Origin of the sequence: Streptomyces sp. NPDC059373 (assembly GCF_042751495.1) — a bacterium.
GTDB lineage: Bacteria > Actinomycetota > Actinomycetes > Streptomycetales > Streptomycetaceae > Actinacidiphila.
The window spans coordinates 1-22808 of the sequence record NZ_JBHYXC010000008.1 but is presented as its reverse complement, the minus strand read 5'-3'; the positions used below and the strand labels follow the sequence as shown (position 1 = coordinate 22808).

The 22808-nt window shown below is 71.3% G+C and carries 24 protein-coding genes and 1 riboswitch; of the genes, 10 read left to right on the top strand and 14 right to left on the bottom strand.

Annotation, left to right across the window (positions count from 1 at the left end; genetic code table 11):
• Positions 1-21: 21 nt before the first annotated feature.
• The 5 genes from ACFXJ5_RS14815 to ACFXJ5_RS14795 form a co-directional block, all read right to left on the bottom strand.
• The gene (locus ACFXJ5_RS14815) at positions 22-936 is read right to left on the bottom strand and encodes a hypothetical protein (RefSeq protein WP_384630759.1); all 915 of its coding nucleotides are present in this window, start codon (positions 934-936) and stop codon (positions 22-24) included.
• Between the two features lie 56 nt (positions 937-992).
• Positions 993-1910: a methylenetetrahydrofolate reductase [NAD(P)H] gene (gene metF / locus ACFXJ5_RS14810; RefSeq protein ID WP_384630758.1), complete on the bottom strand. Its 918-nt coding sequence runs from the start codon at positions 1908-1910 to the stop codon at positions 993-995.
• An 85-nt stretch (positions 1911-1995) separates the two neighbouring features.
• On the bottom strand, positions 1996-2649 hold the full coding sequence (gene thiE / locus ACFXJ5_RS14805) for a thiamine phosphate synthase (protein ID WP_384630757.1): 654 nt from the start codon (positions 2647-2649) through the stop codon (positions 1996-1998).
• 41 nt (positions 2650-2690) lie between these two features.
• Positions 2691-3056, bottom strand: a complete 366-nt coding sequence (locus ACFXJ5_RS14800; RefSeq protein ID WP_384630756.1) for an Rv2175c family DNA-binding protein — start codon at positions 3054-3056, stop codon at positions 2691-2693.
• Positions 3057-3102: 46 nt separating this feature from the next.
• Positions 3103-4299, bottom strand: coding sequence for an NAD(P)/FAD-dependent oxidoreductase (locus ACFXJ5_RS14795; RefSeq protein ID WP_384630755.1), 1197 nt, complete (start codon positions 4297-4299; stop codon positions 3103-3105).
• A 203-nt stretch (positions 4300-4502) separates the two neighbouring features.
• Positions 4503-4614: riboswitch (TPP riboswitch) on the top strand.
• 2 nt (positions 4615-4616) lie between these two features.
• On the opposite strand from ACFXJ5_RS14795, the gene thiO reads away from it, so the two are divergent.
• The 5 genes from thiO (at position 4617) to ACFXJ5_RS14770 (ending at position 8694) form a co-directional block, all read left to right on the top strand.
• Complete coding sequence (thiO, locus tag ACFXJ5_RS14790) at positions 4617-5771, top strand: glycine oxidase ThiO (RefSeq protein ID WP_384630754.1); 1155 nt, start codon at positions 4617-4619, stop codon at positions 5769-5771.
• On the top strand, positions 5768-5977 hold the full coding sequence (gene thiS, locus ACFXJ5_RS14785; protein ID WP_384630753.1) for a sulfur carrier protein ThiS: 210 nt from the start codon (positions 5768-5770) through the stop codon (positions 5975-5977). Before thiO ends, thiS begins: the two co-directional genes overlap by 4 nt.
• A 5-nt stretch (positions 5978-5982) precedes the next feature.
• A complete protein-coding gene (locus ACFXJ5_RS14780) occupies positions 5983-6804 on the top strand; it encodes a thiazole synthase (RefSeq protein WP_384630752.1) in 822 nt (273 codons plus the stop codon).
• Between the two features lie 115 nt (positions 6805-6919).
• Positions 6920-7948, top strand: a complete 1029-nt coding sequence (locus ACFXJ5_RS14775) for a 6-phosphofructokinase (RefSeq protein ID WP_384630751.1) — start codon at positions 6920-6922, stop codon at positions 7946-7948.
• Between the two features lie 143 nt (positions 7949-8091).
• Positions 8092-8694, top strand: coding sequence for a uridine kinase (locus tag ACFXJ5_RS14770; protein ID WP_384630750.1), 603 nt, complete (start codon positions 8092-8094; stop codon positions 8692-8694).
• Here the strand turns inward: ACFXJ5_RS14770 and ACFXJ5_RS14765 are convergent.
• Both ACFXJ5_RS14765 and ACFXJ5_RS14760 read right to left on the bottom strand, forming a co-directional pair.
• Complete coding sequence (locus tag ACFXJ5_RS14765) at positions 8678-10570, bottom strand: anthranilate synthase family protein (protein ID WP_384630749.1); 1893 nt, start codon at positions 10568-10570, stop codon at positions 8678-8680. The genes ACFXJ5_RS14770 and ACFXJ5_RS14765 overlap by 17 nt on opposite strands.
• A 346-nt stretch (positions 10571-10916) precedes the next feature.
• Positions 10917-11696, bottom strand: a complete 780-nt coding sequence (locus tag ACFXJ5_RS14760; RefSeq protein ID WP_384630748.1) for a GIDE domain-containing protein — start codon at positions 11694-11696, stop codon at positions 10917-10919.
• Positions 11697-11837: 141 nt separating this feature from the next.
• On the opposite strand from ACFXJ5_RS14760, the gene ACFXJ5_RS14755 reads away from it, so the two are divergent.
• Together ACFXJ5_RS14755 and ACFXJ5_RS14750 are read left to right on the top strand one after the other, a co-directional pair.
• Complete coding sequence (locus ACFXJ5_RS14755; RefSeq protein WP_384630747.1) at positions 11838-13184, top strand: class II 3-deoxy-7-phosphoheptulonate synthase; 1347 nt, start codon at positions 11838-11840, stop codon at positions 13182-13184.
• Positions 13185-13311: 127 nt separating this feature from the next.
• Positions 13312-13557, top strand: a complete 246-nt coding sequence (locus tag ACFXJ5_RS14750; RefSeq protein WP_384630746.1) for a bacterioferritin-associated ferredoxin — start codon at positions 13312-13314, stop codon at positions 13555-13557.
• A gap of 8 nt (positions 13558-13565) precedes the next feature.
• Here the strand turns inward: ACFXJ5_RS14750 and bfr are convergent, their stop codons facing one another.
• Entirely contained in the window at positions 13566-14045 is a 480-nt protein-coding gene (gene bfr, locus ACFXJ5_RS14745; RefSeq protein ID WP_384630745.1) for a bacterioferritin, read from the bottom strand.
• Between the two features lie 166 nt (positions 14046-14211).
• Here bfr and ACFXJ5_RS14740 point away from each other — a divergent pair, with 166 nt between their 5' ends.
• The gene (locus ACFXJ5_RS14740; protein WP_384630744.1) at positions 14212-14835 is read left to right on the top strand and encodes a sulfite oxidase-like oxidoreductase; all 624 of its coding nucleotides are present in this window, start codon (positions 14212-14214) and stop codon (positions 14833-14835) included.
• A gap of 29 nt (positions 14836-14864) precedes the next feature.
• On the opposite strand, the gene ACFXJ5_RS14735 is transcribed toward ACFXJ5_RS14740, so the two are convergent.
• From ACFXJ5_RS14735 to ACFXJ5_RS14715, 5 genes are all read right to left on the bottom strand, one after another.
• On the bottom strand, positions 14865-15728 hold the full coding sequence (locus tag ACFXJ5_RS14735; RefSeq protein ID WP_384630743.1) for a deoxyribonuclease IV: 864 nt from the start codon (positions 15726-15728) through the stop codon (positions 14865-14867).
• A 1-nt stretch (position 15729) separates the two neighbouring features.
• The gene (gene pknB / locus ACFXJ5_RS14730) at positions 15730-17634 is read right to left on the bottom strand and encodes a Stk1 family PASTA domain-containing Ser/Thr kinase (protein ID WP_384630742.1); all 1905 of its coding nucleotides are present in this window, start codon (positions 17632-17634) and stop codon (positions 15730-15732) included.
• Between the two features lie 149 nt (positions 17635-17783).
• Positions 17784-18461, bottom strand: coding sequence for a response regulator (locus ACFXJ5_RS14725; RefSeq protein WP_384630741.1), 678 nt, complete (start codon positions 18459-18461; stop codon positions 17784-17786).
• The gene (macS, locus tag ACFXJ5_RS14720) at positions 18458-19585 is read right to left on the bottom strand and encodes a MacS family sensor histidine kinase (protein WP_384630913.1); all 1128 of its coding nucleotides are present in this window, start codon (positions 19583-19585) and stop codon (positions 18458-18460) included. Before macS ends, ACFXJ5_RS14725 begins: the two co-directional genes overlap by 4 nt.
• Positions 19586-19719: 134 nt before the next feature.
• Positions 19720-20436 (bottom strand): lysophospholipid acyltransferase family protein, encoded by a 717-nt coding sequence (locus ACFXJ5_RS14715; protein ID WP_384630740.1) that lies wholly within the window; start codon positions 20434-20436, stop codon positions 19720-19722.
• Positions 20437-20567: 131 nt separating this feature from the next.
• On the opposite strand from ACFXJ5_RS14715, the gene ACFXJ5_RS14710 reads away from it, so the two are divergent.
• Both ACFXJ5_RS14710 and ACFXJ5_RS14705 read left to right on the top strand, forming a co-directional pair.
• A complete protein-coding gene (locus ACFXJ5_RS14710; protein ID WP_384630739.1) occupies positions 20568-21347 on the top strand; it encodes an alpha/beta hydrolase in 780 nt (259 codons plus the stop codon).
• Positions 21340-21921, top strand: coding sequence for a hypothetical protein (locus tag ACFXJ5_RS14705; RefSeq protein ID WP_384630738.1), 582 nt, complete (start codon positions 21340-21342; stop codon positions 21919-21921). Before ACFXJ5_RS14710 ends, ACFXJ5_RS14705 begins: the two co-directional genes overlap by 8 nt.
• Positions 21922-21926: 5 nt before the next feature.
• Here the strand turns inward: ACFXJ5_RS14705 and ACFXJ5_RS14700 are convergent, their stop codons facing one another.
• Positions 21927-22673 carry an endonuclease/exonuclease/phosphatase family protein gene (locus ACFXJ5_RS14700; protein ID WP_384630912.1) on the bottom strand — a complete coding sequence of 249 codons (747 nt, stop codon included), beginning with the start codon at positions 22671-22673 and terminating at the stop codon, positions 21927-21929.
• Between the last annotated feature and the right edge of the window lie 135 nt (positions 22674-22808).

Genomic DNA, 22808 nt, shown 5'->3' with positions numbered 1-22808 from the left:
CGTCCGGCGTCAAGGAACGGGTCAGAAGCGGTAGGGGTCGTACGGGTCGGCGTACTGGGGTTGGTCGGGGTGGGGTTGTTGCTGCGGGGGGATGTACTGCTGCTGGGAGGGATCGGGGTCACCGGTGGGCTGTTGGGGGACCCAGACGCCGCCGGCGGGGGTGTCGTAGCCGTACTGGGGCGCTTGGGGGGCGGCGTAGGGGTCGGCGTAGCCGCCGGTGGCGGGGTCGTAGCCGTAGGTCTGCTGGGAGGTGTCCCACGCGGCGGCGTACTGCTGCTGCTGTTGCTGTTGGGGGTCCTGGGCGTAGGCCGCCGTGGCGGGCTGCTGCTCCGCGGACCACTCGCTGCCGTAGCCCTGGGCGCCGTAACCCTCGTAGCCGCCGCTGGTGTACGGGTCGGGGGTGTACGTGGACTGGCCGTCGTAGAGCGGGAGTTCGCCGCTCTCGTCGTGCATCGGCATGGGCTGGTAGATCTGCGTGGAGTCGAAGCCGCCGTAGACCGCGGTCTGTTCGGCGGCCGCCTCCACGGGCTCGGCCGCCTGCATCGGCTGCTGCTCGTCGTAGGAGTCGTAGGAGGCGGCAGCCGCCTCGTCACCCCGGGCACTGCCCTTGCGCCGACGGCGACTACCACCGCCACCACCGGCGCTGCTGCTGCCGCTGGCGCTGTCGGCTTCCGCGGTGGGCCGGCCCCTGATCGCCCAGCCCTCGGCGAAGCCCTTGCGGTACGAGAGGGTGACGAAGGTCTGCCCGGTGGCGAAGGCCGCCGCTCCGGCGCCGATGACGATGACGGAGGGCAGGTAGACGCCGAACACCACACCCAGGAAGCCGGCGAAGGCCAGCAGGCGCCAGCGCAGCCGCGCCTTGTACTGCAGCAGCACCTCGCCGAGCAGCCAGAGGGCGACCACGCCGAACGCGATGTAGAGCACCGTGTAGCCCATGTCGCACTTCCTCACCGTTCACCGTCGGCGGCCCCGACGGGCGGCGGTTCCGCCCCTCACGACCTCTGGTGGAGTCCCAGATTCTCGTAGATTTCCAGCGACGCCGTGGAGTGGTTCAGGGTAATGAAGTGCAGTCCCGGAATCTCCTCGGCCATGAGCCGTCGGCACATCTCGGTCGCGTACTCGACCCCGATCGCCCGCACTGCGGCCGGATCGTCCTTGACCGCGAGGATACGGTCCGCGAGCTCCGGGGGGAAAGGCGCGTTGCCCAGCTGCGCGAAGCGCTCGATCTGCTTCACGTTCGTGACCGGCATGATCTCGGGGATGATCGGAGTGACACATCCCGCGGCGTCGACCCGGTCACGGAGCCGCAGATAGTCGTCGGCTCTGAAGAACATCTGCGTGATGGCGTAATCCGCCCCGGCCCGGCACTTGTCGACAAAGTGACGGGTGTCACTCTCCCAGTCGGTCGACCGGGGGTGCATTTCCGTGAACGCGGCAACGCCCACACAGAAGTCGCCGGACTCCTTGATGAGCCGGACGAGGTCGGCGGCGTAGGCGACCCCGTTGGGGTGCGGGACCCAGTCCCCCATCGGGTCGTCCGGCGGATCGCCGCGCACCGCGAGGAGGTTGCGGATCCCGGCGTCGGCGTACTGGCCGATGATGTTGCGCAGCTCGGCGATGGAGTGGTTGACGGCGGTGAGGTGTGCGACCGGGGTGAGCGTGGTGTCCGAGACGATCCGCTCGGTGGCCCGCACCGTCCCCTCGCGGGACTTGCCGCCGGCGCCGTACGTCACGGACACGAAGGTCGGTGCGACCGCCTCGATCCGGCGGATGGCGTTCCAGAGGGTCCGCTCGCCCTTGTCGGTACGGGGCGCCATGAACTCGAACGAGTACGAACGCTGACCGGAAGCGAGCAGCTCACGGATGGTGGCTGCGCGGTCGGTCCTGGTGGATGCTGTACCGAGGGCCATGCGCTTCAGGCTAGCCGCGCTTGTGTGATGCCCCAACCAGCGGCGATGGTTTGTCCACGCCTTGGGACAGTGGTCCCGCCGTTCGCTACCCGCGTTCGCGTACCCGCTTGGCCAGCTCGGCGGCCGCGGCACCCGGGTCCGAGGCCTCCGTGATCGCCCGTACGACGACGATCCGCCGGGCCCCGGCGTCGAGCACCTGGTCGAGGTTGCCCAGGTCGATCCCGCCGATCGCGAACCACGGCCGGCTGGTGCCGAGCGCCGCCGCGTACCGGACCAGGTCCAGGCCGGGGGCGTGTCGCCCCGGCTTGGTCGGGGTCGGCCAGACGGGCCCGGTGCAGAAGTAGTCCGCACCGGGCTCCGAGGCGGCCGCGGCCACCTCGGACTCGGCGTGGCAGGACCTTCCGATGATCACCTCGTCGGAGGAGGACCCGAGGATCGCGCGGGCGGCCGGCACCGGCAGGTCGCCCTGCCCCAGGTGCAGTACGTCCGCGCCCGCCGCGTGCGCGACATCCGCCCGGTCGTTGACCGCGAGCAGCCTGCCGTGCCGACGGCACGCCTCGGCGAGGACCGCGAGGTGCTCCAGCTCCTCGCGGGCCTCGATCCCCTTGTCGCGCAGCTGGATGATGTCCACCCCGGCCGCCAGCACCGCGTCCGCGAAGGCCGCCAGGTCGCCCTGGCGCTTCCGGGCATCGGTGCACAGGTAGACGCGGGCGTCGGCGAGCTGCGCATGGGCGGTCATACGGAAGGTCCCCCTCGGTGTCGGGCGTGCTGCTCAGAGGCTCAGAGGGCGAGCGCCTGGGCCCGGCGCTTCACCTCGGTCCCGCGATTCTCGCGCAGGGCCTGCGCCGGCGTGCCGGGCAGGGTGGGATCCGCGGTGAACAGCCATTCGAGGGCCTCGTCATCGCTGAACCCGTCGTCCTTGAGCAGGGTCAGCGTGCCTGCGAGGCCCTTCACGATCTTTCCTTCGCCGATGAAGTCGGCCGGAACCATCAGGACCCGGTTCTCACCGCGGCGTACCGCGATCAGCTGACCTTCCTTGATCAGCGGCCGGATCCGGGTCACCTCCAGGCCTAGGCGCTCCGCGACATCGGGGAGGGTCAGCCAGGACGGTACGAGGGCGTCAATCTTTGCGTCGATCTCGGTCACGAACACAAGCCTGCCATCCCGGACCGACAGTGCGATACCGCACCGCCTACCGAACCGCCGTCTTCAGTGGTACCGCGGGGTCCGCGGCGAGCCCCGTGTCGAGCCGCGCGCCGTGCTCGATGAGCTTGCGGCCCTGTGCGAGATCCCGGGGCCGGCCCACGGCCAGCAGCGCCACCAGCACGCCTTCGCGCAGCCAGCAGACGGACCAGGCGGGGCCGTCCGGGTCGCCGCGCTGCAGCATCGTGTCGGCGGCCGGGTGGTGCCCGGCGTACTGCGCGAAGCGGCCGAACTGCTCCGACCAGAAATAGGGCACCGGGTCGTAGCGCTCGTCGCCGCCCATCAGGTTCGCGGCGGCGACGCGCGGGCCCTGGACGGCGTTGTCCCAGTGGTGGATCAGCAGCCGCCGGCCGTAGCGCGCCGAGGGGAAGGAGGCGCAGTCCCCGACCGCGTACACATCCGGTACGGATGTATGCAGCCGGTCGTCGGCCCGGACCGCGCGGTCCGGGCCCAGCGCGACCCCCGACCCGGCCAGCCAGTCCGTCGCCGGCCTGGCGCCGATCCCGACCACCACGGCCCCGGCGGCCAGCCGCGTGCCGTCGTCCAGCAGCACCTCGCCGGGCTCCACGGCCGCCACGGCCATGCCCGTCCGCAGCTCCACGCCCGCCTCGGCGTACCAGCCCCGCATCCGGTCGCCGATCTCACCCGGCATCACCCCGGCCAGCGGCCGGTCCGCCGCCTCCACCACGGTGACCGCACAGCCCGCCTGCCGCGCCGCCGTCGCGAACTCCGCGCCGATCCAGCCCGCCCCGACGACCACCACATCCCGCTTCTCGTCCAGCACGGGGCGCAGCGCGGCCGCGTCATCCAACGTCCGCAGCGTGTACCCGCCCCCGCCCGGCAACGTCACCGGCTCCGCGCCGCTCGCGATCACCAACCGGTCGTACGGCACCGCCCCGGCGGCCGTCGTCACCTCACGGTCGGCCGGGTTCAGCCCGGTCGCCTCCCGGCCGAGCAGCAACTCCACGTCGATCGCCCCGAAGTCCACATCGAACGCCACGCCCTCGGCTCCGCCGCCAAGCAACACCGCCTTCGACAGCGGCGGCCGGTCATACGGCTCATGCGGCTCCGCCCCCAGCACCGTGATCCTCCCGCCCCACCCCTCCTCCCGTAGGGACACCGCCGTCTGTACCCCCGCCATCCCCGCCCCGACGATGACCACGCGCTGCGCGCCGCTGCTGCTCACGCCTTCACCGTAGCCCTCCTTTTCCCGCGCCCCGCGGCAAATTCAGCCCGTCCGGCGTTTGAGGACCCGCCCGGAGGGCGTTCGGGGGTCCAGGGGGCTTGCCCCCTGGTTTCGGGAAGGGGCGGGGCGGGGGGAGTCGAACCGGTGCAGGGGCCGGAAGGGCCATGGCGGGGCGGCGCGGGGGCGTACTAGGGTGGCTGGGCAAACGCACTCGCGGGAGCCCGGCGGACCGGGCTGAGAGGGCGGCTGGACGGCCGCCGACCGTACGAACCTGATCCGGGTCATGCCGGCGAAGGGAGAAGAAGCAGGTGCAGCAGATGCATCGGTATGACGTGGTCGTCGTGGGCGGCGGCATCATCGGCCTGGTGACAGCGTGGCGGGCGGCCCAGTTGGGCCTCCGTACCGCCGTGGCGGACCCCGAACCGGGTGGCGGGGCCGCGCACGTGGCGGCCGGGATGCTGGCCGCGGTGACGGAGCTGCAGTACGGGGAGCAGGAGCTGCTGGAGCTCAACCTCGCCTCGGCGCGCCGGTACGCGGCGTTCGCCGAGGAGTTGAGCGAGGCGACCGGCCTGGGCCTGGGGTATCGCCGGTGCGGCACGCTCGCCGTGGCGCTGGACGCGGACGACCGGGCGGACCTGCGCGAACTGCACGCGTTCCAGAGCCGCCTGGGCCTGGAGTCGGAGTGGCTGAGCGGCCGCGAGTGCCGTCGGCTGGAGCCGATGCTGGCGCCGGGCGTTCGCGGCGGGCTGCGGGTGGACGGGGATCACCAGGTCGACCCCCGCCGCCTCGCGAAGGCGCTCCTGCGCGCCGCCGAGCTCAGCGGGGTCGACTTCCACCGCTCGGAGGTGGACCGCGTCGAGGTCGTACGGGGCCGGGCGCGCGGCGCCGTACTGCGGGACGGGACGACGCTCACCGCCGACCGGACCGTGCTTGCCGCGGGCAGCCGCAGCGGCACCGTCGGCGGCCTGCCGGAGCACGTGCTGCCGCCGGTGCGCCCGGTGAAGGGCCAGGTGCTGCGGCTGCGGATCCCGGCGGCGTACGCGCCGTTCCTGTCGCGGACCGTACGGGCCGTGGTGCGCGGCGGGCATGTCTACCTGGTGCCGCGCGAGAACGGCGAGCTGGTGGTCGGCGCGACGAGCGAGGAGCTGGGCTGGGACACGACGGTGACGGCGGGCGGCGTGTACGAGCTGCTGCGCGACGCGCACGAACTCGTACCGGGGATCACCGAACTCCCCCTGGTCGAGACGCTGGCGGGCCTGCGCCCAGGGTCGCCGGACAACGCCCCGATGCTGGGCGAGGTGCCGGGGCTGCCCGGGTTGCTGCTGGCAACCGGGCACCACCGCAACGGGGTGCTGCTCACGCCGGTGACCGGCGACATCATGGCCGGGCTGCTGTCCGGCGGCGAAGTCCCGCCCCAGGCCCGGCACTTCTCCCCCGCCCGCTTCTCGTCACGGCTGGAGCAGCCCGCATGATCCGTCTGCAGGTGAAGGTCAACGGCGAGTCCCGCGAGCTCCAGCCCGGCATCACCCTCGACCGCCTGGTCGCGACGCTCACCACCGCGCACTCCGGGGTGGCGGCCGCGCTCAACGAGACCGTGGTGCCGCGCGGGCAGTGGCCGGCGACCGCGCTCCGCGACGGCGACCGCGTCGAGGTCCTGACCGCAGTACAGGGAGGCTGATCACCATGGCCGACGACCCGCTGACCATCGCCGGTACGACCTTCTCCTCCCGTCTCATCATGGGCACGGGCGGCGCGCCCAGCCTGGAGATCATGGAGCGGGCGCTGATCGCCTCCGGTACCGAGCTGACCACCGTCGCCATGCGGCGCCTGGACCCGACCGTGAAGGGCTCGGTCCTGTCCCTGCTGCGCAAGCACGGTATCCGCGTGCTCCCCAACACCGCCGGCTGCTTCACGGCCGGCGAGGCGGTCCTCACCGCCCGGCTGGCCCGCGAGGCGCTCGGCACGGACTGGGTGAAGCTGGAAGTGGTCGCCGACGAGCGCACGCTGCTGCCCGACACCGTCGAACTCCTCGACGCCGCCGAGATCTTGGTGGACGACGGCTTCACCGTCCTGCCGTACACCAACGACGATCCGGTCCTCGCCCGCAGGCTGGAGGACGTCGGCTGCGCGGCGATCATGCCGCTCGGCTCACCCATCGGCTCCGGGCTCGGTATCCGCAATCCGCACAACTTCCAGCTGATCGTCGAGCGGGCCACCGTCCCGGTGATCCTCGACGCCGGTGCCGGTACGGCGTCCGACGCCGCCCTCGCCATGGAGCTGGGCTGCGCCGCCGTCATGCTGGCCTCGGCGGTGACCCGGGCCCAGGAGCCCGCTCTCATGGCCGAGGCGATGCGGCATGCCGTCGAGGCGGGCCGCCTCGCGCACCGGGCGGGCCGGATCCCCCGGCGGCATTACGCGGAGGCGTCGTCGCCGACCGAGGGCGTGGCGGCCTTCGATCCCGAGGCCCCGGCGTTTTCCGCCCGTACGAGTGAAATCCCTGGGTGAGGAGCCGGCCGACGTCCCCATGATCCCGGGGAATTCACCTGCCGACCCATCCCTCGTGTGACGCGGATCACGCTAGCGTTGCCACATTGTCAACGTCGACAAAAGGGAGAGATCCATGCGGGTCGGAGTACTGACCGGCGGCGGTGACTGCCCGGGGCTCAATGCGGTCATCCGCGCCGTCGTCCGCAAGGGCGTCCAGGAGTACGGCTATGACTTCATCGGCTTCCGGGACGGCTGGCGCGGGCCGCTCGAAGGCGACACCGTGACGCTCGACATCCCGGCGGTGCGCGGGATCCTGCCGCGCGGCGGCACGATCCTCGGGTCGTCGCGTACGAACCCGCTGAAGGCGGAGAACGGCATCCGGCGGGTCAAGGAGAACCTCGCCAAGTTCGAGGTCGACGCGCTGATCGTGATCGGCGGCGAGGACACGCTCGGTGTGGCCACCTCCCTCGCCGACGAGTACGGCATCAACTGCGTGGGCGTCCCGAAGACCATCGACAACGACCTGTCGGCGACCGACTACACCTTCGGATTCGACACCGCCGTCAACATCGCGACCGAGGCCATCGACCGCCTGCACACCACCGCCGAGTCGCACATGCGCGCCCTCGTCGTCGAGGTCATGGGCCGGCACGCCGGATGGATCGCGCTGCACTCGGGGCTGGCCGGCGGCGCCAACGTCATCCTCATCCCCGAGCAGCGCTTCGACGTCGACCAGGTCTGCGCCTGGGTCGAGAGCCGCTTCAAGATCCGTTACGCACCCATCGTGGTGGTCGCGGAGGGTGCGATGCCCAAGGACGGCGAGGTGGTCCTCAAGGACGGCACGCTCGACTCCTTCGGCCACGTACGGCTGTCCGGGGTCGGCGAATGGCTGGCCAAGGAGATCGAGAAGCGCACCGGCAAGGAGGCCAGGACCACCGTGCTCGGCCACATCCAGCGCGGCGGGACGCCGAGCGCCTTCGACCGCTGGCTGGCCACCCGCTTCGGGCTGCACGCGATCGACGCCGTGCGGGACGGGGACTTCGGGAAGATGGTCGCGCTGCGCGGCACGGACATCGTGCGGGTGCCGCTGGCGGCGGCGACATCGCAGATCAAGACGGTCGATCCGAGCCTCTACGCGGAGGCGGGCGTCTTCTTCGGATAACCCCATCGCGTAAACACAAGGTTTCCTCCGCGACCCCACAGCTTTCCCTGCTTGCCACGGGAGATCAGGCGGCCTTACATTCCCTCCACCCGGCTAGTCCGGCCGCTTCGTAAACCCCCCATGAGCAGCTGAGGAGCGCCCGGATGACGGGTGTACTGGCGGTCGCAGGCGGCACCGCATCCGGCAAGTCCACCCTTGCCGAGGCGCTGTCGCTGCACCATCCCGAGAGCATCGCCCTGGTCCACCTCGACGACTTCTACGTGTCCGCGCACGATCGCATGCGCGGGGTGTGGACGGTCAGCGCCAACGGCTATCCGGTCCTGGACTGGAATCACCCCGGCTCGATCGACGAGGCGGCGGTGACAGCCGCGATCGACTCCGCACTCTGCTCCGACCGGCGGCTGGTCGTGGTCGAGGGGCTGTTCGCGCTGACCCTCCCGTCGGTCCTCACCCGCGCGACCTGGCGGGTGTACGTCGACGCCCCCGACGACGTACGGCTGGCCCGGAAGATCCTCCGCAAGATCGAGGCCCAGCGGCAGGATCCGCGTATCTCGCTGCTCAACTACCTCCAGGGCGGGAGGGACCGGCATGCCCAGCATGTCGCTCCCTCCCGGGCCCTGGCCGACCTCGTCGTCGACGGCACCGCCGACGAGTACGCGATGCTGGCCTCCGTCATGATGCTGGTCGGCCCGGTGCTCTCCGAACACCCCGCCCTGGAGGCCTCCGCCTTCAGCGAGACGGCGTGAGCACCCTGGCCAGCAGTTCCGCGACGATCCGGGTGCCGTCCAGCGTCAGTACGGATTCCGGGTGGAACTGCACGCCCGCGAAGCCGGGCCCGCGCATCGCGTGCACGTCGCCGGTCGCCGGATCGCGGCTCAACTCGACGCGGTGCATGGCCAGTTCGTCGGCGGTGGCGTCGTCGGCGCGCGCGGTGAAGGAGTTGTAGAAGCCGACCGTCTCCGGGCGCCCGAAGAAGTCGATCGTCTTCTGCGCTCCCTGGAACGGCTCGTCCTTGCGTACGAGCCCCAGCCCCAGCTCCGCGGCGATCAACTCCTGGCCGAGGCACACGCCGAGCAGCCCGTGCGCGTGGTCGCGGACCAGGTCGGCGGCGAGCGCGCGCAGGAAGCGCATCTTCGGGTCGGCGGCGTCGCCCGGATCGCCAGGTCCGGGGCCCAGGACGACCGGGCCTTCATGGGCGAGGGCGGCCTCGCGCAGCCCGGGGTCGTCGTAGCGCCGTACGGTCACCGCGTAGCCGGACGAGCGCAGGACGTGCGCCAGCATCGCCGTGAAGGTGTCCTCGCCGTCCACCACCAGCGCATGGCCGTTGACCGGCCGGGGCTGCTCGGTCTGCATCCGCAGCCAGAACGGCGCCAGGTTCGCCCGCCGCGCGTCCAGGGCCGCCTGCACCCTTACGTCCTCCGCCAGGCGCGGGCGCGGTGCGCTCTCGTCCCGTACGGGCGCGGGCACGACCCCGAGGGCCGTCAGCACGCCGGCCGCCTTGGCGCGCGTCTCGGCGACCTCCGCGTACGGGTCGGAGTGCCGTACGAGCGTCGCCCCGACCGCCACCTTCAGCTGCCCGTCCGGCGCGATGTCGGCCGTCCTGATCAGGATCGGCGAGTCCAGGGTCTGCGCCCCGCCCGCGTCCTGGCCGATGAGCGCAAGGGCGCCCGCGTAGTAGCCACGGCCGGCCCCGTCCCGCCCGAGGGGCTCATAGCGCTGGATGACGCGGCAGGCGTTCTGCACCGGGGAGCCGGTCACGGTCGCCGCGAACATGGTCTCGCGCAGCACGTCCCGTACGTCCATGGTGCTGCGGCCGCGCAGCTCGTACTCGGTGTGTGCCAGGTGCGCCATCTCCTTCAGGCGGGGGCCGACCACGACTCCGCCCAGGCTGCAGATGGCGGACATCATCTTCAGCTCCTCGTCCACCACCATCGTCAGCTCCTCCACCTCCTTGGCGTCGTGGAGGAAGGCCAGCAGCCCTTCGGCGTCCGGGCCGGTCGAGGGATAGCGGTACGTCCCGCTGATCGGGTTCATCACGACGGTCCCGCCCGCCATGCGGACGTGCACCTCGGGGCTGGCCCCGACGAGGGTCCGCTCCGGGGTGTGCACGACATACGTCCAGTAGGCGCCGCGCTCGCCGCTCAGCAGCCGCCGGAAGAGGGCGAGCGCGTCCGCCGCCGCGAAGTCCGGGATCCGGCCGCGGAAGGTCCGCCGGATCACGAAGTTCGCGCCCTCGCCCTGCCCGATCTCGTCCTCGATGACGCGGCCGACGATCCCGGCGTACGTGTCGTCGTCGATGTCGAAGGCGCCGCCCTCGACGCGTACGTCATGCGCGGGCAGCGCCGCCATGACCTCGCTCAGCGGCAGCTCGTGGGTCTCCTGCGGCACCAGCACCGCCAGCGGTGTCCCGTCGTCGCGTACGTCGAAGCCGCGCTCGGCGATCTGCCGGAAGGGCACCATCACCAGCGCGGTCGGCAGCGGGACGTCGGCCAGCCGCTCGACCGTGGTCACCGGCCCGATCAGCACCTCCACGATGTCGGCGTCGCGGCCGGGCGTGCGGCGGCGGATCAGGGCGAAGGGTGGGGCGGCGGGCGAGAGCAGTCGCTCGATGAGGCTGTGCACAGCGGTTCCTTCCGTCAGGGACTACGGGAGGAGCGGCCGGGCTGCGGAAACGCCGAAGGCCGCCCCTGGGGCGGCCTTCGCGATGTCTTGGGTGCGCGCGAGTCAGTGGGCCGCCGGATGAGCGGTCCACCACCAGTTCATGTTCATGCTGATCTGCTGCGCGTGCATGCCCCGCACTTTAGCGCACGTCCACGAAGTTCGGATTGGTGCAGCACCAGGTGTCCGCCCACGGGTCGCCGTCGCCCGGACGGTGGGCGCACCGTGGCATGTGAAGGGGCCGACGGTCGGACGGCGGGACCGGCGGCGGGTCATGCGGGGCTCACGGCGCTCACGGCGCTCACGGCGCTCAGCGGATGATGCCGAGCACCAGCAGGACGACGCCGGCGACGGCGGCGACGCCGGAGCCGATGCCGAAGCCGAGGACGTTGTTGTTCTCGGACCGGAGGAGTTCCTCCTCGGTCTTGACGGACATGAGGAAGACGCCTCCCTCGGCCGGCTCGCCGACGGCCAGACCACCGTTGGTGTCGGCCGCCTCGCCGTGGACGTAGAAGCGGCTGCCGGGGCGGACGATCCACTCCTCGCGCTTGAAGCCGATGGTCCCGTCGCTGCGGCCGAGGTTCAGGCGCAGGGGCCCGAGTTCGAGGCGGTTGGCGGTGCCGCCGTCGTGGACGTCGAAGCGGTCGAGCACCTTCTCGGCGCCGATGACCTCGTGCTTGCCGGGACGTATGACCATCGTGCCGGTGGCGTCCTCGACGCCGAAGGCGGTGGTGCTGGTGTAGTCGGAGAGCGTTTCGGTACAGGTCCGGCGCTGCCGCCGGCCCTTGCTGTCGTGGTACGTCTCCTCGTACTTGCGGGTGATCTTGTGGCGGTGCCACACGCACTCCACGCTGTCCAGCTGGGACTTCAGGACGCCGTCCTGGTGCGGCCGGGCCAGCCCCTCCACCTCGCACCGGTAGCGGAAGGCGCCCTGGCCCGCCGCCTGGACGGCCGCCTCGTGCAGGGCGCGCAGGTCCTGGACGGGCAGGGTCTCGGTGCTCTCCATCGCACGAGCGCGCCCGTGCGCGGCACGCGCCAGAAACGCACAGACCGCCGCCGCGACCAATGCGGCCAGACCGATCCAGATCACAACATCTCCCCGAGCCGCGTTGCCGTTCCCGACCGCGGCGACCTTATACGGCCCGGGAACACGCGGGTGAGGCCGGTGGGGCTGTCTCATCCACTGGGCTGATGCGAAAAACAGTCGACACGACCCCGTAATGTGGGATGCGTGACCGTGAACGCTGAAACCCACGCCGGTGGCAACACCTGGCGACACCTGCCCGCGGCGCAGCAGCCCGAGTACCCCGATGCCGAGGCTCTGCGCGATGTGATCGCGGACCTCGAGTCGTATCCGCCGCTCGTCTTCGCGGGCGAGTGCGACCAGCTGCGCGACCGTCTGGGCGCCGTCGCCCGTGGTGAGGCGTTCCTGCTGCAGGGCGGCGACTGCGCGGAGGCCTTCGACGCGGTGTCCGCGGACCAGATCCGCAACAAGCTGAAGACCCTGCTTCAGATGGGCGCCGTGCTCACGTACGCGGGCTCCGTGCCCGTCGTGAAGGTGGGCCGGATCGCCGGCCAGTACAGCAAGCCGCGCTCGAAGCCGACCGAGACCCGGGACGGCGTCACGCTGCCGACCTACCGGGGCGACTCGGTCAACGGCTTCGAGTTCACCGAGGAGTCCCGGATCCCGGATCCGGAGCGGCTGAAGCGGATGTACAACGCGTCGTCCGCGACGCTGAACCTCGTACGGGCCTTCACGACCGGCGGTTACGCGGACCTGCGGCAGGTGCACGCCTGGAACCAGGACTTCGTGAAGTCGTCACCCTCCGGCCAGCGCTACGAGGCCCTGGCCCGGGAGATCGACAACGCGCTGAACTTCATGGAGGCGTGCGGGGTGGACCCCGCCGAGTTCCGGACCGTGGAGTTCTACGCGTCGCACGAGGCGCTGCTGCTGGACTACGAGTCGGCGCTGACCCGCACCGACTCGCGGACCGGCAACCTGTACGACGTGTCGGGCCACATGGTGTGGATCGGCGAGCGCACGCGGCAGCTGGACGGGGCCCATATCGAGTTCGCGTCGCGGATCCGCAACCCGATCGGGGTGAAGCTCGGTCCGACGACGACGCCGGAAGAGGCGCTGACGCTGATCGACAAGCTGGACCCGGAGCGCGAGCCCGGGCGGCTGACGTTCATTGCCCGGATGGGCGCCGACAAGGTCCGCGACAAGCTGCCGACCCTCGTGGAGAAGGTCAGCGCGTCCGGTGCCCAGGTGGCCTGGGTCTGCGACCCGATGCACGGCAACACCTTCGAGGCGGCCTCCGGCCACAAGACGCGCCGCTTCGACGACGTCCTGGACGAGGTCAAGGGCTTCTTCGAGGTGCACCACGGGCTGGGCACGCACCCGGGCGGCATCCACGTCGAGCTGACCGGTGACGACGTCACGGAGTGCGTGGGCGGCGGCGACGAGATCTTCGTCGACGACCTGCACCAGCGTTACGAGACGGCCTGCGACCCGCGGCTCAACCGCAGCCAGTCGCTGGATCTGGCGTTCCTGGTCGCGGAGATGTACCGGCGCTAGCACCCGGAATACCAGGCGGTAACCGAACGAGGGGCACGGATCACATCGATCCGTGCCCCTCACCGCTTTTCACTCCGACGGACGCCGGGTAAGGTTAGGTTAACCTCAGGTCGGGACCCGGGAAGGGGTGAACCGCGTGTACGTCTGCTCATGCTTCGGCATCACCGAAGAGCAGGTCAAGCAGCATGCGGACGCCGGCCGCTGCACCCCCCGCCAGATCGCGTCGGCCTGCAAGGCCGGAACCGACTGCGGCTCGTGCGTTCGTCGTATACAGGCCCTGCTCGGCCGTGGCGCCGGCTGCGCCCCCCGCACGGAGATGGCGACGACCGCCGCCCAGACCTTCGTACGGGACGAGGCGGCTCGGGCCGCGTAGCGCTTGCCTCAGCTCTCCGGCTGTTCGATCAGCTGGGCGATGTAGAGCGCCTCACCGAGCTTCTCGACCAGATCGAGCTGGGTGTCGAGGTAGTCGATGTGGTGCTCCTCGTCCGCGAGGATGCTCTCGAAGATATTGGCCGAGGTGATGTCACCCTTGGCCCGCATGATCTCGATGCCGCGCTTGAGCCGGTCGATCGCCTCGACCTCGACCTCGCGGTCGGCCCGGAACATCTCGGTGACCGTCTGGCCCACCCGGACGTGGAAGAGCCGCTGGTAGTTCGGCAGACCTTCGAGGAAGAGGATGCGGTCGGTGAGTACTTCCGCGTGCTTCATCTCGTCGAACGACTCGTGACGCGTGTACTTCGCGAGCTTCGTCCAGCCGAAGTTCTCCTGCATCTTGGCGTGCAGGAAGTACTGGTTGATCGCGGTCAGCTCGCCGGTCAGCTGCTCGTTCAGGAACTCGATGACCTCGGGGTCGCCCTGCATGGCAGACTCCGTCCTTCCTCAGGGGGTTCGACAGGTTGCCCGCCGCATCATGGCATCGCACGCCTGGCTGATCCAGTAAGTGGAGGCTTAGTCCTACGGGCCGGATTGTCGGTGTTTGGGATGGTCCTGGTCGGTAGCACTGCATCCGGTCTGTCACCATGGAGGCATGGGTCAGTCCGAACGTCACGAGGGGAAGCCGGACGAGCTTCCTCCGGGGCAGCGGCTTCAGCGCGGCTGGCCGGTGACGCACTACGGACCCGTACCGCGCTTCAAGCCGGACCGCTGGGAATTCAGGGTTTTCGGTGCCACGGCGGACGGTGACAAGCGCTGCTGGAACCACGAAGAATTCGCGGCGCTGCCGTATACGACGGTCGTCGGTGACTTCCACTGCGTGACCAAGTTCAGCATGCTCGGCGTCGAGTGGGGCGGGGTCGCCGCCTCGGCGGTCCTGGAGCTGGCGCCGCCCGCGCCCGAGGTCACCCATGTGATGGTCTGGGCCGAGTACGGCTTCAGCTCGAATCTCCGGCTCGCCGACTTCGCCGACGACAAGTCGATATTCGCCACCCATCGCGGGGGCGAGCCGCTCACCGCGGAACACGGCTTCCCCGTGCGGCTCATCGTGCCCCACCTGTACGCCTGGAAGGGCCCCAAATGGGTCCGGGGCGTCGAGTACATGACCGCCGACCGCCGCGGCTTCTGGGAAGAGCGCGGCTATCACAACGTCGGCGACCCCTGGGCTGAGCAGCGCTACTCGTACCAGGAGGAGCCCGGCGACGGGCCGGAGCTCTAGCCTCGCCCCAGCCCCGTCCTAGCCCCGTCCTAGCCTCTCAGCGCCTTCAGGCGGGCGATGTCCGCCGCATGCCCCTCGGGGCCGCCCGGGGTCTCGATGACCAGCGGGACGCCGGCCGTGGCGGGGTGGGTGAAGATCTCGGCGAAGGCGTCCTGGCCGATGTGGCCGGCGCCGATGTTCTCGTGACGGTCCTTGTGGGCGCCGACCACGTCCTTGGAGTCGTTGGCGTGGATGAGCCGCAGCCGCCCCTCGCCGACGGTGTCGACCAGTTCGTCCAGCAGGAGCTTCATGCCGCCCGGGGCCGCCATGTCGTGCCCGGCGGCGAAGGCGTGGCAGGTGTCCAGGCAGACGCCGAGCCTGGGGTGCCGGTCGAGTACGTCGAAGTACGGGCCGAGGTCCTCGGCGAGGGAGCAGAGGGAGAAGCCCTGGCCGGCGGTCGGTTCCAGGAGCAGCCAGGGGTCGTCGTCATGGGTCAGCTCGTCCAGCAGCGGCAGCATCCGCTCCCGGGCCTGGGCGAGGGCGACCGAACGCGGCCGGCCGCCGGTCGCCGAGCCGGTGTGGACGACGACGCCGAGGGCGCCGATGTCCCGGGCCCGGCGCAGCGAGTGGCGCAGGGAGTCCACGGACTTCTCGACGGTCGCCTCGGTGTGCGAGCCGAAGTTGATCAGGTAGGGCGCGTGGACGTACGCCGGGATGCCCTCGGCGGCGCAGCGCTCACGGAAGGCCTCGTCCTGGGCCGGGTTGCCGGGCGGGGTGGCCCAGCCGCGCGGGTTGGCGACGAAGACCTGCACGGTCTCGGCGCCCATGGTCCGCGCGTACGACAGCCCGACGGTGGCCAGGCCGCCCGCGACGGGGACATGGCCGCCGACGGGGTTACGGAGATCGCCGACCACGTCAGCTCACCCACAGGGTGATCGTGCTGCCCTTGGCGGCCTGCTCGCCGGCCCCCGGGGACTGGTTGCTGACCTTTCCGGTGAAGAAGAACTGGATCACGCGGACGTCGAAGCCGGCGTCCTTGAGGATCTGCTTGGCCTCGTCGACCTTCTTGCCGTGTACGTCCGGGACGTCGACCATCTGCTGGCCCTTGGAGAGGGTCAGGGTGACGGTGTCACCCTGACCGAGCTGCCCGTCCGCGCCGGGGGTCTGGAGGGCGACGTCGCCGTCGTCGGCCGCGTCGGAGAACACGGGGGTCGCGGCCACCTTCACGGTCAGCCCGGCGTCCTCCAGCGCCGACCGGGCGTCGTCGACGGAGTCACCGACCACGTCCGGTACGTCCACCGGCTCGCCCCTGCTGACGGTGATCCCGACCGGGCTGTCCGGCGCGCGGCTCGTGCCGGACTTCGGGTCGGTGCTGATCACCTGGCCGGCGTCCACCTCATCGCTGAACTCCCGGGTGACCGTTCCCGGGGTCAGCCCGACGTTCCTGAGCTGCTGCTTGGCCGCGGCCAGCGCCTTGCCGGTCACGTCGGGGACGCTCACCCGTTGCGGGCCCCTGGACACGGTGATGGTGACCGTGCCGTTGTCGCGTACGCGCTCGCCGGTGGCGGGGTCGGTGCTGATCACCTTGCCCCTGGCGACGGTCTCGCTGTAGTCGGTTGTGACCTTGACCCCGAGGCCCGCCGCACGCAGGTCGTGCACGGCCCTGGCCTGCGTCAGGTCCACCACGGCCGGGGTCCTGGTGAACTGCCCCTCCGCGACGTACCAGACGCCCGCGCAGAGACCGACGATCAGCAGGACGGCGGCCAGGAGCGCGGCCGGGCCCCGGCGGCTGCCTCTGCCGCTGCCGCCGCTTCGGCGCCGGGCGGGCGGCGGCGGGGGCGGGCTCGACAGCAGGCTGGTCCGGTTCAGCGCGTCCGGCGGCTCGGCGTACCGCACCGCGGTGGTCGGCTCCTCGGACCCCACGGCGGCCGGCATCGGCATGGCCGCCGCCGGCACCGCGTCCAGCTGCTCGTCGGTGAGCGTCTGGCGGGCGGTGTGCAGCCGCGCCAGCAGCTCCACCGCGTCGGCGGGCCGCAGCCCCGCGTCCCGTGCGGCGGCGCTCGCGACCAGCCAGTCCAGCTGCGGGGCGAGGCCCGGGACGGTGGCGGAGGGCGGCGTGATGTCCTCGTTCAGGCGCCGGTAGATGACCTGCATCGCCGTGTCGCCGGTGTGCGGCTTGCCGCCGGTCAGCATCTCGTAGAACAGCAGCCCGCAGGCGTACACGTCCGTGCGGGGGTCGGTCGTACCGTTCTCGATCTGCTCAGGCGCCATGTACGACACCGTGCCGAGGACTCCGCCGGTCGTCGTCGTGGTGTTGGTGTCCACCGCCCTGACCAGGCCGAAGTCCACCACCTTCACGCGCCCGTCGTCCCCGATCAGCACGTTCTCCGGTTTCATGTCCCGGTGGACCAGCCCCGCGCGATGCGCCGCCCCCAACGCGGCCAGCACGGGCTCCAGGATGTCCAGGGCCGCCCGGGGGTGCAGCGCGCCGCGCTCACGCATGACGTCGCGCAGGGTGCAGCCCGCGATGTGCTCCATGGCGAGGTACACATACGTACCGTCCGTGCCCTGGTCGTAGACCCCCACCACATTCGGGTGCGCCAGGCGCGCGACCGCCTTCGCCTCCCGGATGAACCGCTCCACGAAGCCGCCGTCGGCGGCGAGCCCCGGGTGCATCACCTTCAGCGCGAGCACGCGGTCCAGGCGGGTGTCCACGGCCCGGTAGACCGTGGCCATCCCGCCGACCGCGATCCGGGTCTCCACCCGGTAGCGGCCGTCGAGCGTCTGCCCGACAAGCGGGTCCTGAAGGGTCATATCCACGGTTGAGCAGTCTACGAGCCGCGACCCACCCGTCTGGCCTAACGCGCCCGCGTTGTGGCGCGCCCGTGCACGACCGGAACCGAACCGTGACCCCCGCCGGCGTGGTGAATCAGCCCGTCCGGCGTTTGAGGACCTGGGGGTACCCAGGGTCAGGCGTCGTCCAGGCCCTGCTCTATCGCGTAGCGGACGAGCTCGACACGGTTGTGGAGCTGGAGTTTGCCGAGGGTGTTCTGGACGTGGTTCTGGACGGTGCGGTGGGAGATGACGAGGCGCTCGGCGATCTGCTTGTAGCTGAGGCCCTTGGCGACGAGGCGGAGGACTTCGGTTTCGCGTTCGGTGAGGCGCGGGGCCTCCGGTTCGTTGGGGGCGGTGGGGGCAGGGTCGGAGGCGAGGCGGCGGTATTCGCCGAGGACGAGGCCGGCGAGGCCGGGGGTGAAGACGGGGTCGCCGACGGCGGTGCGGCGGACGGCGTCGAGGAGCTCCTGGCGGCCGGCGGACTTGAGGAGGTAGCCGGTAGCGCCGGACTTGACGGCCTCCAGGACGTCCGCGTGCTCGCCGCTCGCGGAGAGGACGAGGACCCGGAGGGCGGGGTTGTCACCGATGACGTCCTTGCAGACCTGGACACCGGAGAGCCCGGGGAGATTGAGGTCGAGGACGAGCACCTGAGGGAGGGCGGCCTTGGCGCGGCGTACCGCCTCGGGGCCGTCGCCGGCCGTGGCGACGACCTCGTAGCCGGCCTCGGCGAGGTCGCGGGCGACGGCGTCGCGCCACATGGGGTGGTCGTCGACGACCATCACCTTCACCGCTGCCACCGATGGGTCGGTCATTTCCTGAGCCTCATTTCGACTTCTGCCCCCTGCCCGGGCACCGAGACCACTTCCACCGTCCCGCCGAGATCATGCAGGCGGCCACGGATCGACTGGGCGACCCCGAGCCGGCCCTCCTTCTCCGCGTCGGCGAGCCGGCCCCTGGGGATGCCGGGGCCGTCGTCGCGGACGCTGACCAGGACGGCGTCGGGTTCGTCCTCCAGCAGGATCCAGGCGTGGGCGCCGTCCCCGGCGTGCTTGCGTACGTTGTCGAGCGCGGCGCCGACCGCAGCGGCCAGCTCGGTCGCCGCGTACGGGCCCACGAGGACCGGCGTACCCGGCGCGGAGACGGTGACACGGGCGGCGGTGAGGGCGGTGAGCAGCGGGCGCAGATCGACCGGGCCGACGGGCTCGTCCGGGGCCTCGCGTGGGGCCGGGACGGCGTTGTCCGTCACGAGGGCGCGCAGCGCGACCTCCTGCTCGCCGGCCATACGACCCAGTGACTCCGCCTCGCCGCCGATCTCCGTGCCCCGCCGCTGGACCATGGCCAGCACCTGAAGGACGCCGTCGTGGATGTCGCGGGCGAGCCGCTCGCGCTCCCGGGTGGCCGCCTCGATCCGCAGGGCCCGGGCGAGGACGCGCTCACTGGTGCGGGCGACCTCGACGACGTAGCCGATGGCGATGCTGGCGATCCACACGAGCAGCACGTTGTGCACGGTGTCGCGGGAGAGCGCGCCCCGCTCGACGACATTGGCGACGCCGACCAGCGCGGAGGTGACCGCCGCCCACCGCCAGCCGCCCTTGATGGCGAACGCGAGAACGGAGCCGGCGGTCCATATCGACGGCAACGTCGGGCCGCCGTCCAGGATGTGCCCGTGGGTGGCGATCGCCGGGGTGAGCAGGATGCCGACGAGCGCGAGGGTGATGTCGGCCACCAGGAAGCGCTTGGTGCAGCGCTGCGCCGAGCTGACCTGGCCGAGCGTGGCCAGCGTCCACACGGCGAGCACCGACAGATAGGCGACCCCGCCCCAGGGGCGCTGGTACTCGTGCTCGCTCCAGCCGATGCCGAACAGGCTGATGGCGTACGCGAGGGTCAGCAGCCGATAGGCCGTCAGCGCGCGCCACAGCGGCTGCTCGACCGACATGCGTACGACCCGTGGCGGCCGCGCAGCGCCTGGCCGCCATGCGGTCAGTGACCGCCGTTCGGTCCGTGCCGGGCGCGTCTCGCGCGTGCGCAGTGGCATGTCCCCCCTCCCCCAACAACCCTCTCACGTACGGGTTATGACTCGGACTGCTCCTGCTGGTGCTTCTTGGCCTCGGCGATCTGCCGCTTCGCGGCGGTCGCATAGATGTCCTCGTACTCCTGGCCGGAAAGCTTCATGATCTCGTACATGACCTCGTCGGTCACCGCGCGCAGGATGAAGCGGTCGCTGTCCATGCCGTGGTAGCGGCTGAAGTCCAGCGGCTTGCCGATCCGGATGCCGGGCCGCATCAGCTTGGGCATGACCTGCCCGGGCGGCTGGATCTTCTCGGTGTCGATCATCGCGACCGGGATGACGGGCGCGCCGGTGGCGAGCGCGATGCGGGCCAGGCCGCCGGGCTTGCCGCGGTAGAGGCGGCCGTCGGGCGAGCGGGTGCCCTCGGGGTAGATGCCGAAGAGCTCACCGGCCTCGAGGACCCTGATGCCGCTCTTGATCGCGGCCTCGCCGGCGCCGCGCGCGCCGGAGCGGTCCACCGGGAGCTGGCCGACGCCCTTGAAGAAGGCGGCGGTGAGCTTGCCCTTCAGCCCGGGCGAGGTGAAGTACTCCGCCTTGGCGATGAAGGTGACCTTCCGGTCCAGCACCGCCGGGAGGAAGAAGGAGTCGGAGAAGGACAGATGGTTGCTCGCAAGGATCGCCGGCCCCTCCTCGGGGATGTTCTCCAGCCCCTCCACCCATGGCCGGAACGCGGCCTTGAGCGGGGCGCCGATGGCGATCTTCATCACGCCGTACAACAACCGATGACCTCCTGTGTCTGACGGAAAGACCTTAACGCCAGATCCTCCCGGGCTCTCCCCCGGTGCTGGCCGTCCGCGTACTGTGAGGTAATCCTTCGCGTGCCCCGCCATTCAGGAACTGGAGACACACGGTGCCGCTCATGCCCGGAGCCGAGCCCTTCCGCCATGACGGCGGAGAGATCGGCGTGCTGCTCTGCCACGGCTTCACCGGTACGCCACAATCGCTGAGGACCTGGGCCGACCACCTCGCCGAGCGGGGCCTCACGGTCTCGCTTCCGCTGCTGCCGGGGCACGGCACCCGCTGGCAGGACATGCAGCTCACCGGCTGGCAGGACTGGTACGCCGAGGTCGACCGCGAGCTGCGCTCCCTCACCGCCCGCTGCTCCCAGGTCTTCGTCTTCGGCATGTCGATGGGCGGCGCGCTCACGCTCCACCTGGCCGCGCAGCACGGCGACGCGATCAGCGGCATCGTCCTGGTCAACCCGTCGGTCAAGGCCGACAGCCACCAGCTCAAGGCCGTGCCCGTGCTCCGGCACCTCGTGCCGTCCGTGCCGGGCATCGCCAGCGACATCGCGAAGGACGGCGCGCAGGAGGTCGGCTACGACCGCACGCCGCTGCACGCCGTTCACTCGCTCAGCCGGTTCTGGAAGCTCGTACGGAACGGGCTGCCGCAGGTCACGCAGCCGCTGCTGCTTCTGCACAGCCGCGTCGACCATGTCGTCCATCCGTCGAACTCGGCGGTCGTGCTGAGCCGGGTGTCGTCCGCCGACGTGACGGAGCGCGTTCTTGAGCGCAGCTACCACGTCGCGACCCTGGACCACGACGCCGAGCAGATCTTCGACGAGTCGTACGCATTCGTCCAGCGGCTCGCTGCCGCTCCGGCGGCGAAGGAGGACGCGGCCAGTGGCTGAGCGTGAGCGCCCCGACGGCACCGAGCCGGAGGAGCAGGGGCAGCAGCCGCCGACGCCGCTCGACGAGGCCGCCGCCTGGGCCGAGTTGATCGCCGCCTACGACGACGAGCCCGAGTCCGGCGCGGGGTCCTGGCCGGCGGCGGAGGATCTGCCGGCGGTGGCCGAGGACGACCCGGACGCGCTGGACGACCCGGGCGAGGCGGAGGGGGCGGACGGGGCGACCCCGGAGGGCCCGGTGGCGCCGCCCGCGCCGAAGACGACCAGCATCGTCATCCACCCCGTCATCGCCGGCCCCCGCGACTTCGAGATCACCGAGGAGGACGAGGGCCACTTCGTGCCCCCCGAGCCGCCGCCGCTGCCCGAGGCCGACGTCACGACCAAGTTCGCCTGGCTCGCCGTCCTCGGCGGGCCCGCGCTGATCTTCGCCTTCATCCTGCTCCAGCAGGAACTGCCCTGGTGGGCCATCACCACCGGCATCGGCGGCTTCATCGGCGGCTTCGCCACGCTCGTCGCCCGCATGCGCCCCGGCGGCGACGACGAGGACGACCTCCCGGGCGGCGGAGCGGTGGTCTGAGTTCTTCACGCCGCCGGGACGCGCAGCGCGGCCAGCACCGGTAGATGATCCGTCGCTGCCCGAAGGTCGGTCTCGGTGATGCCGGGGAGCCCCACGGGGACGCCGGCGCCGAGGACTTCGATGCCGGGGGTGGCGAAGATCGCGTCGATGCGTTGGTGCGGGCGCTCGGGTACGGACGTGTACTCGCCGCCCCAGGGCTTCGTGGCCCAGGAGTCCTGAAGCGATGCGGCGATGCGGCGGAACGCGGGGCCGTCGGGGCGGTCGTTGAGGTCGCCGCCGGCGATGGCGTGGGGTTCGCCCATGCCGGCGAGGCGGTCGAGGAGGAGCCCCGCCTGGTCGTAGCGCTCGTGGGCGGCGAGGCTGAGGTGGCAGCTCAGTACGGAGAGCCGGGCGCCGCCGATGCGGAGGACGGCGGTCGCGAAGCCGCGCTGGTGGAGCCCCGGGGTGCGGGGCAGCAGGACGTCCTCGGTTCGCTCGATGTGCGGGCGGAGGGAGGACAGGATCAGCGGGCCGGCGGCGGTGGCCCCGCCCGTGACGGTGACGAGGCCGGACTCGCGGGCCAGCCAGGCGGCGGCCTTGCGCCAGCGGAAGAAGCGCGGGGCTTCCTGGATGAGCGCGAGGTCGGGGGCGCAGGCCCGGATGACGCGGGCCAGCGCCGCTCTGTCGTCCCTCATGGACCGTACGTTGTAGCTCAGGACGCGGATGACGGCGGAGCCGTCGGACTCCGTCCCGGACGCCGGCAGGTCCGGCAGCACGCTTGCGCTCACGCCGTCAGTGTTCCCCCACCCCGCCCCTTCCCGAAACCGGGGCTCTCCCCCAGCCTGGCGGCTGGGAGGTGCCCCCACCCCGGATCCCGGACGGGTCTTGGTGTGCAGTCCGCCCTAGTC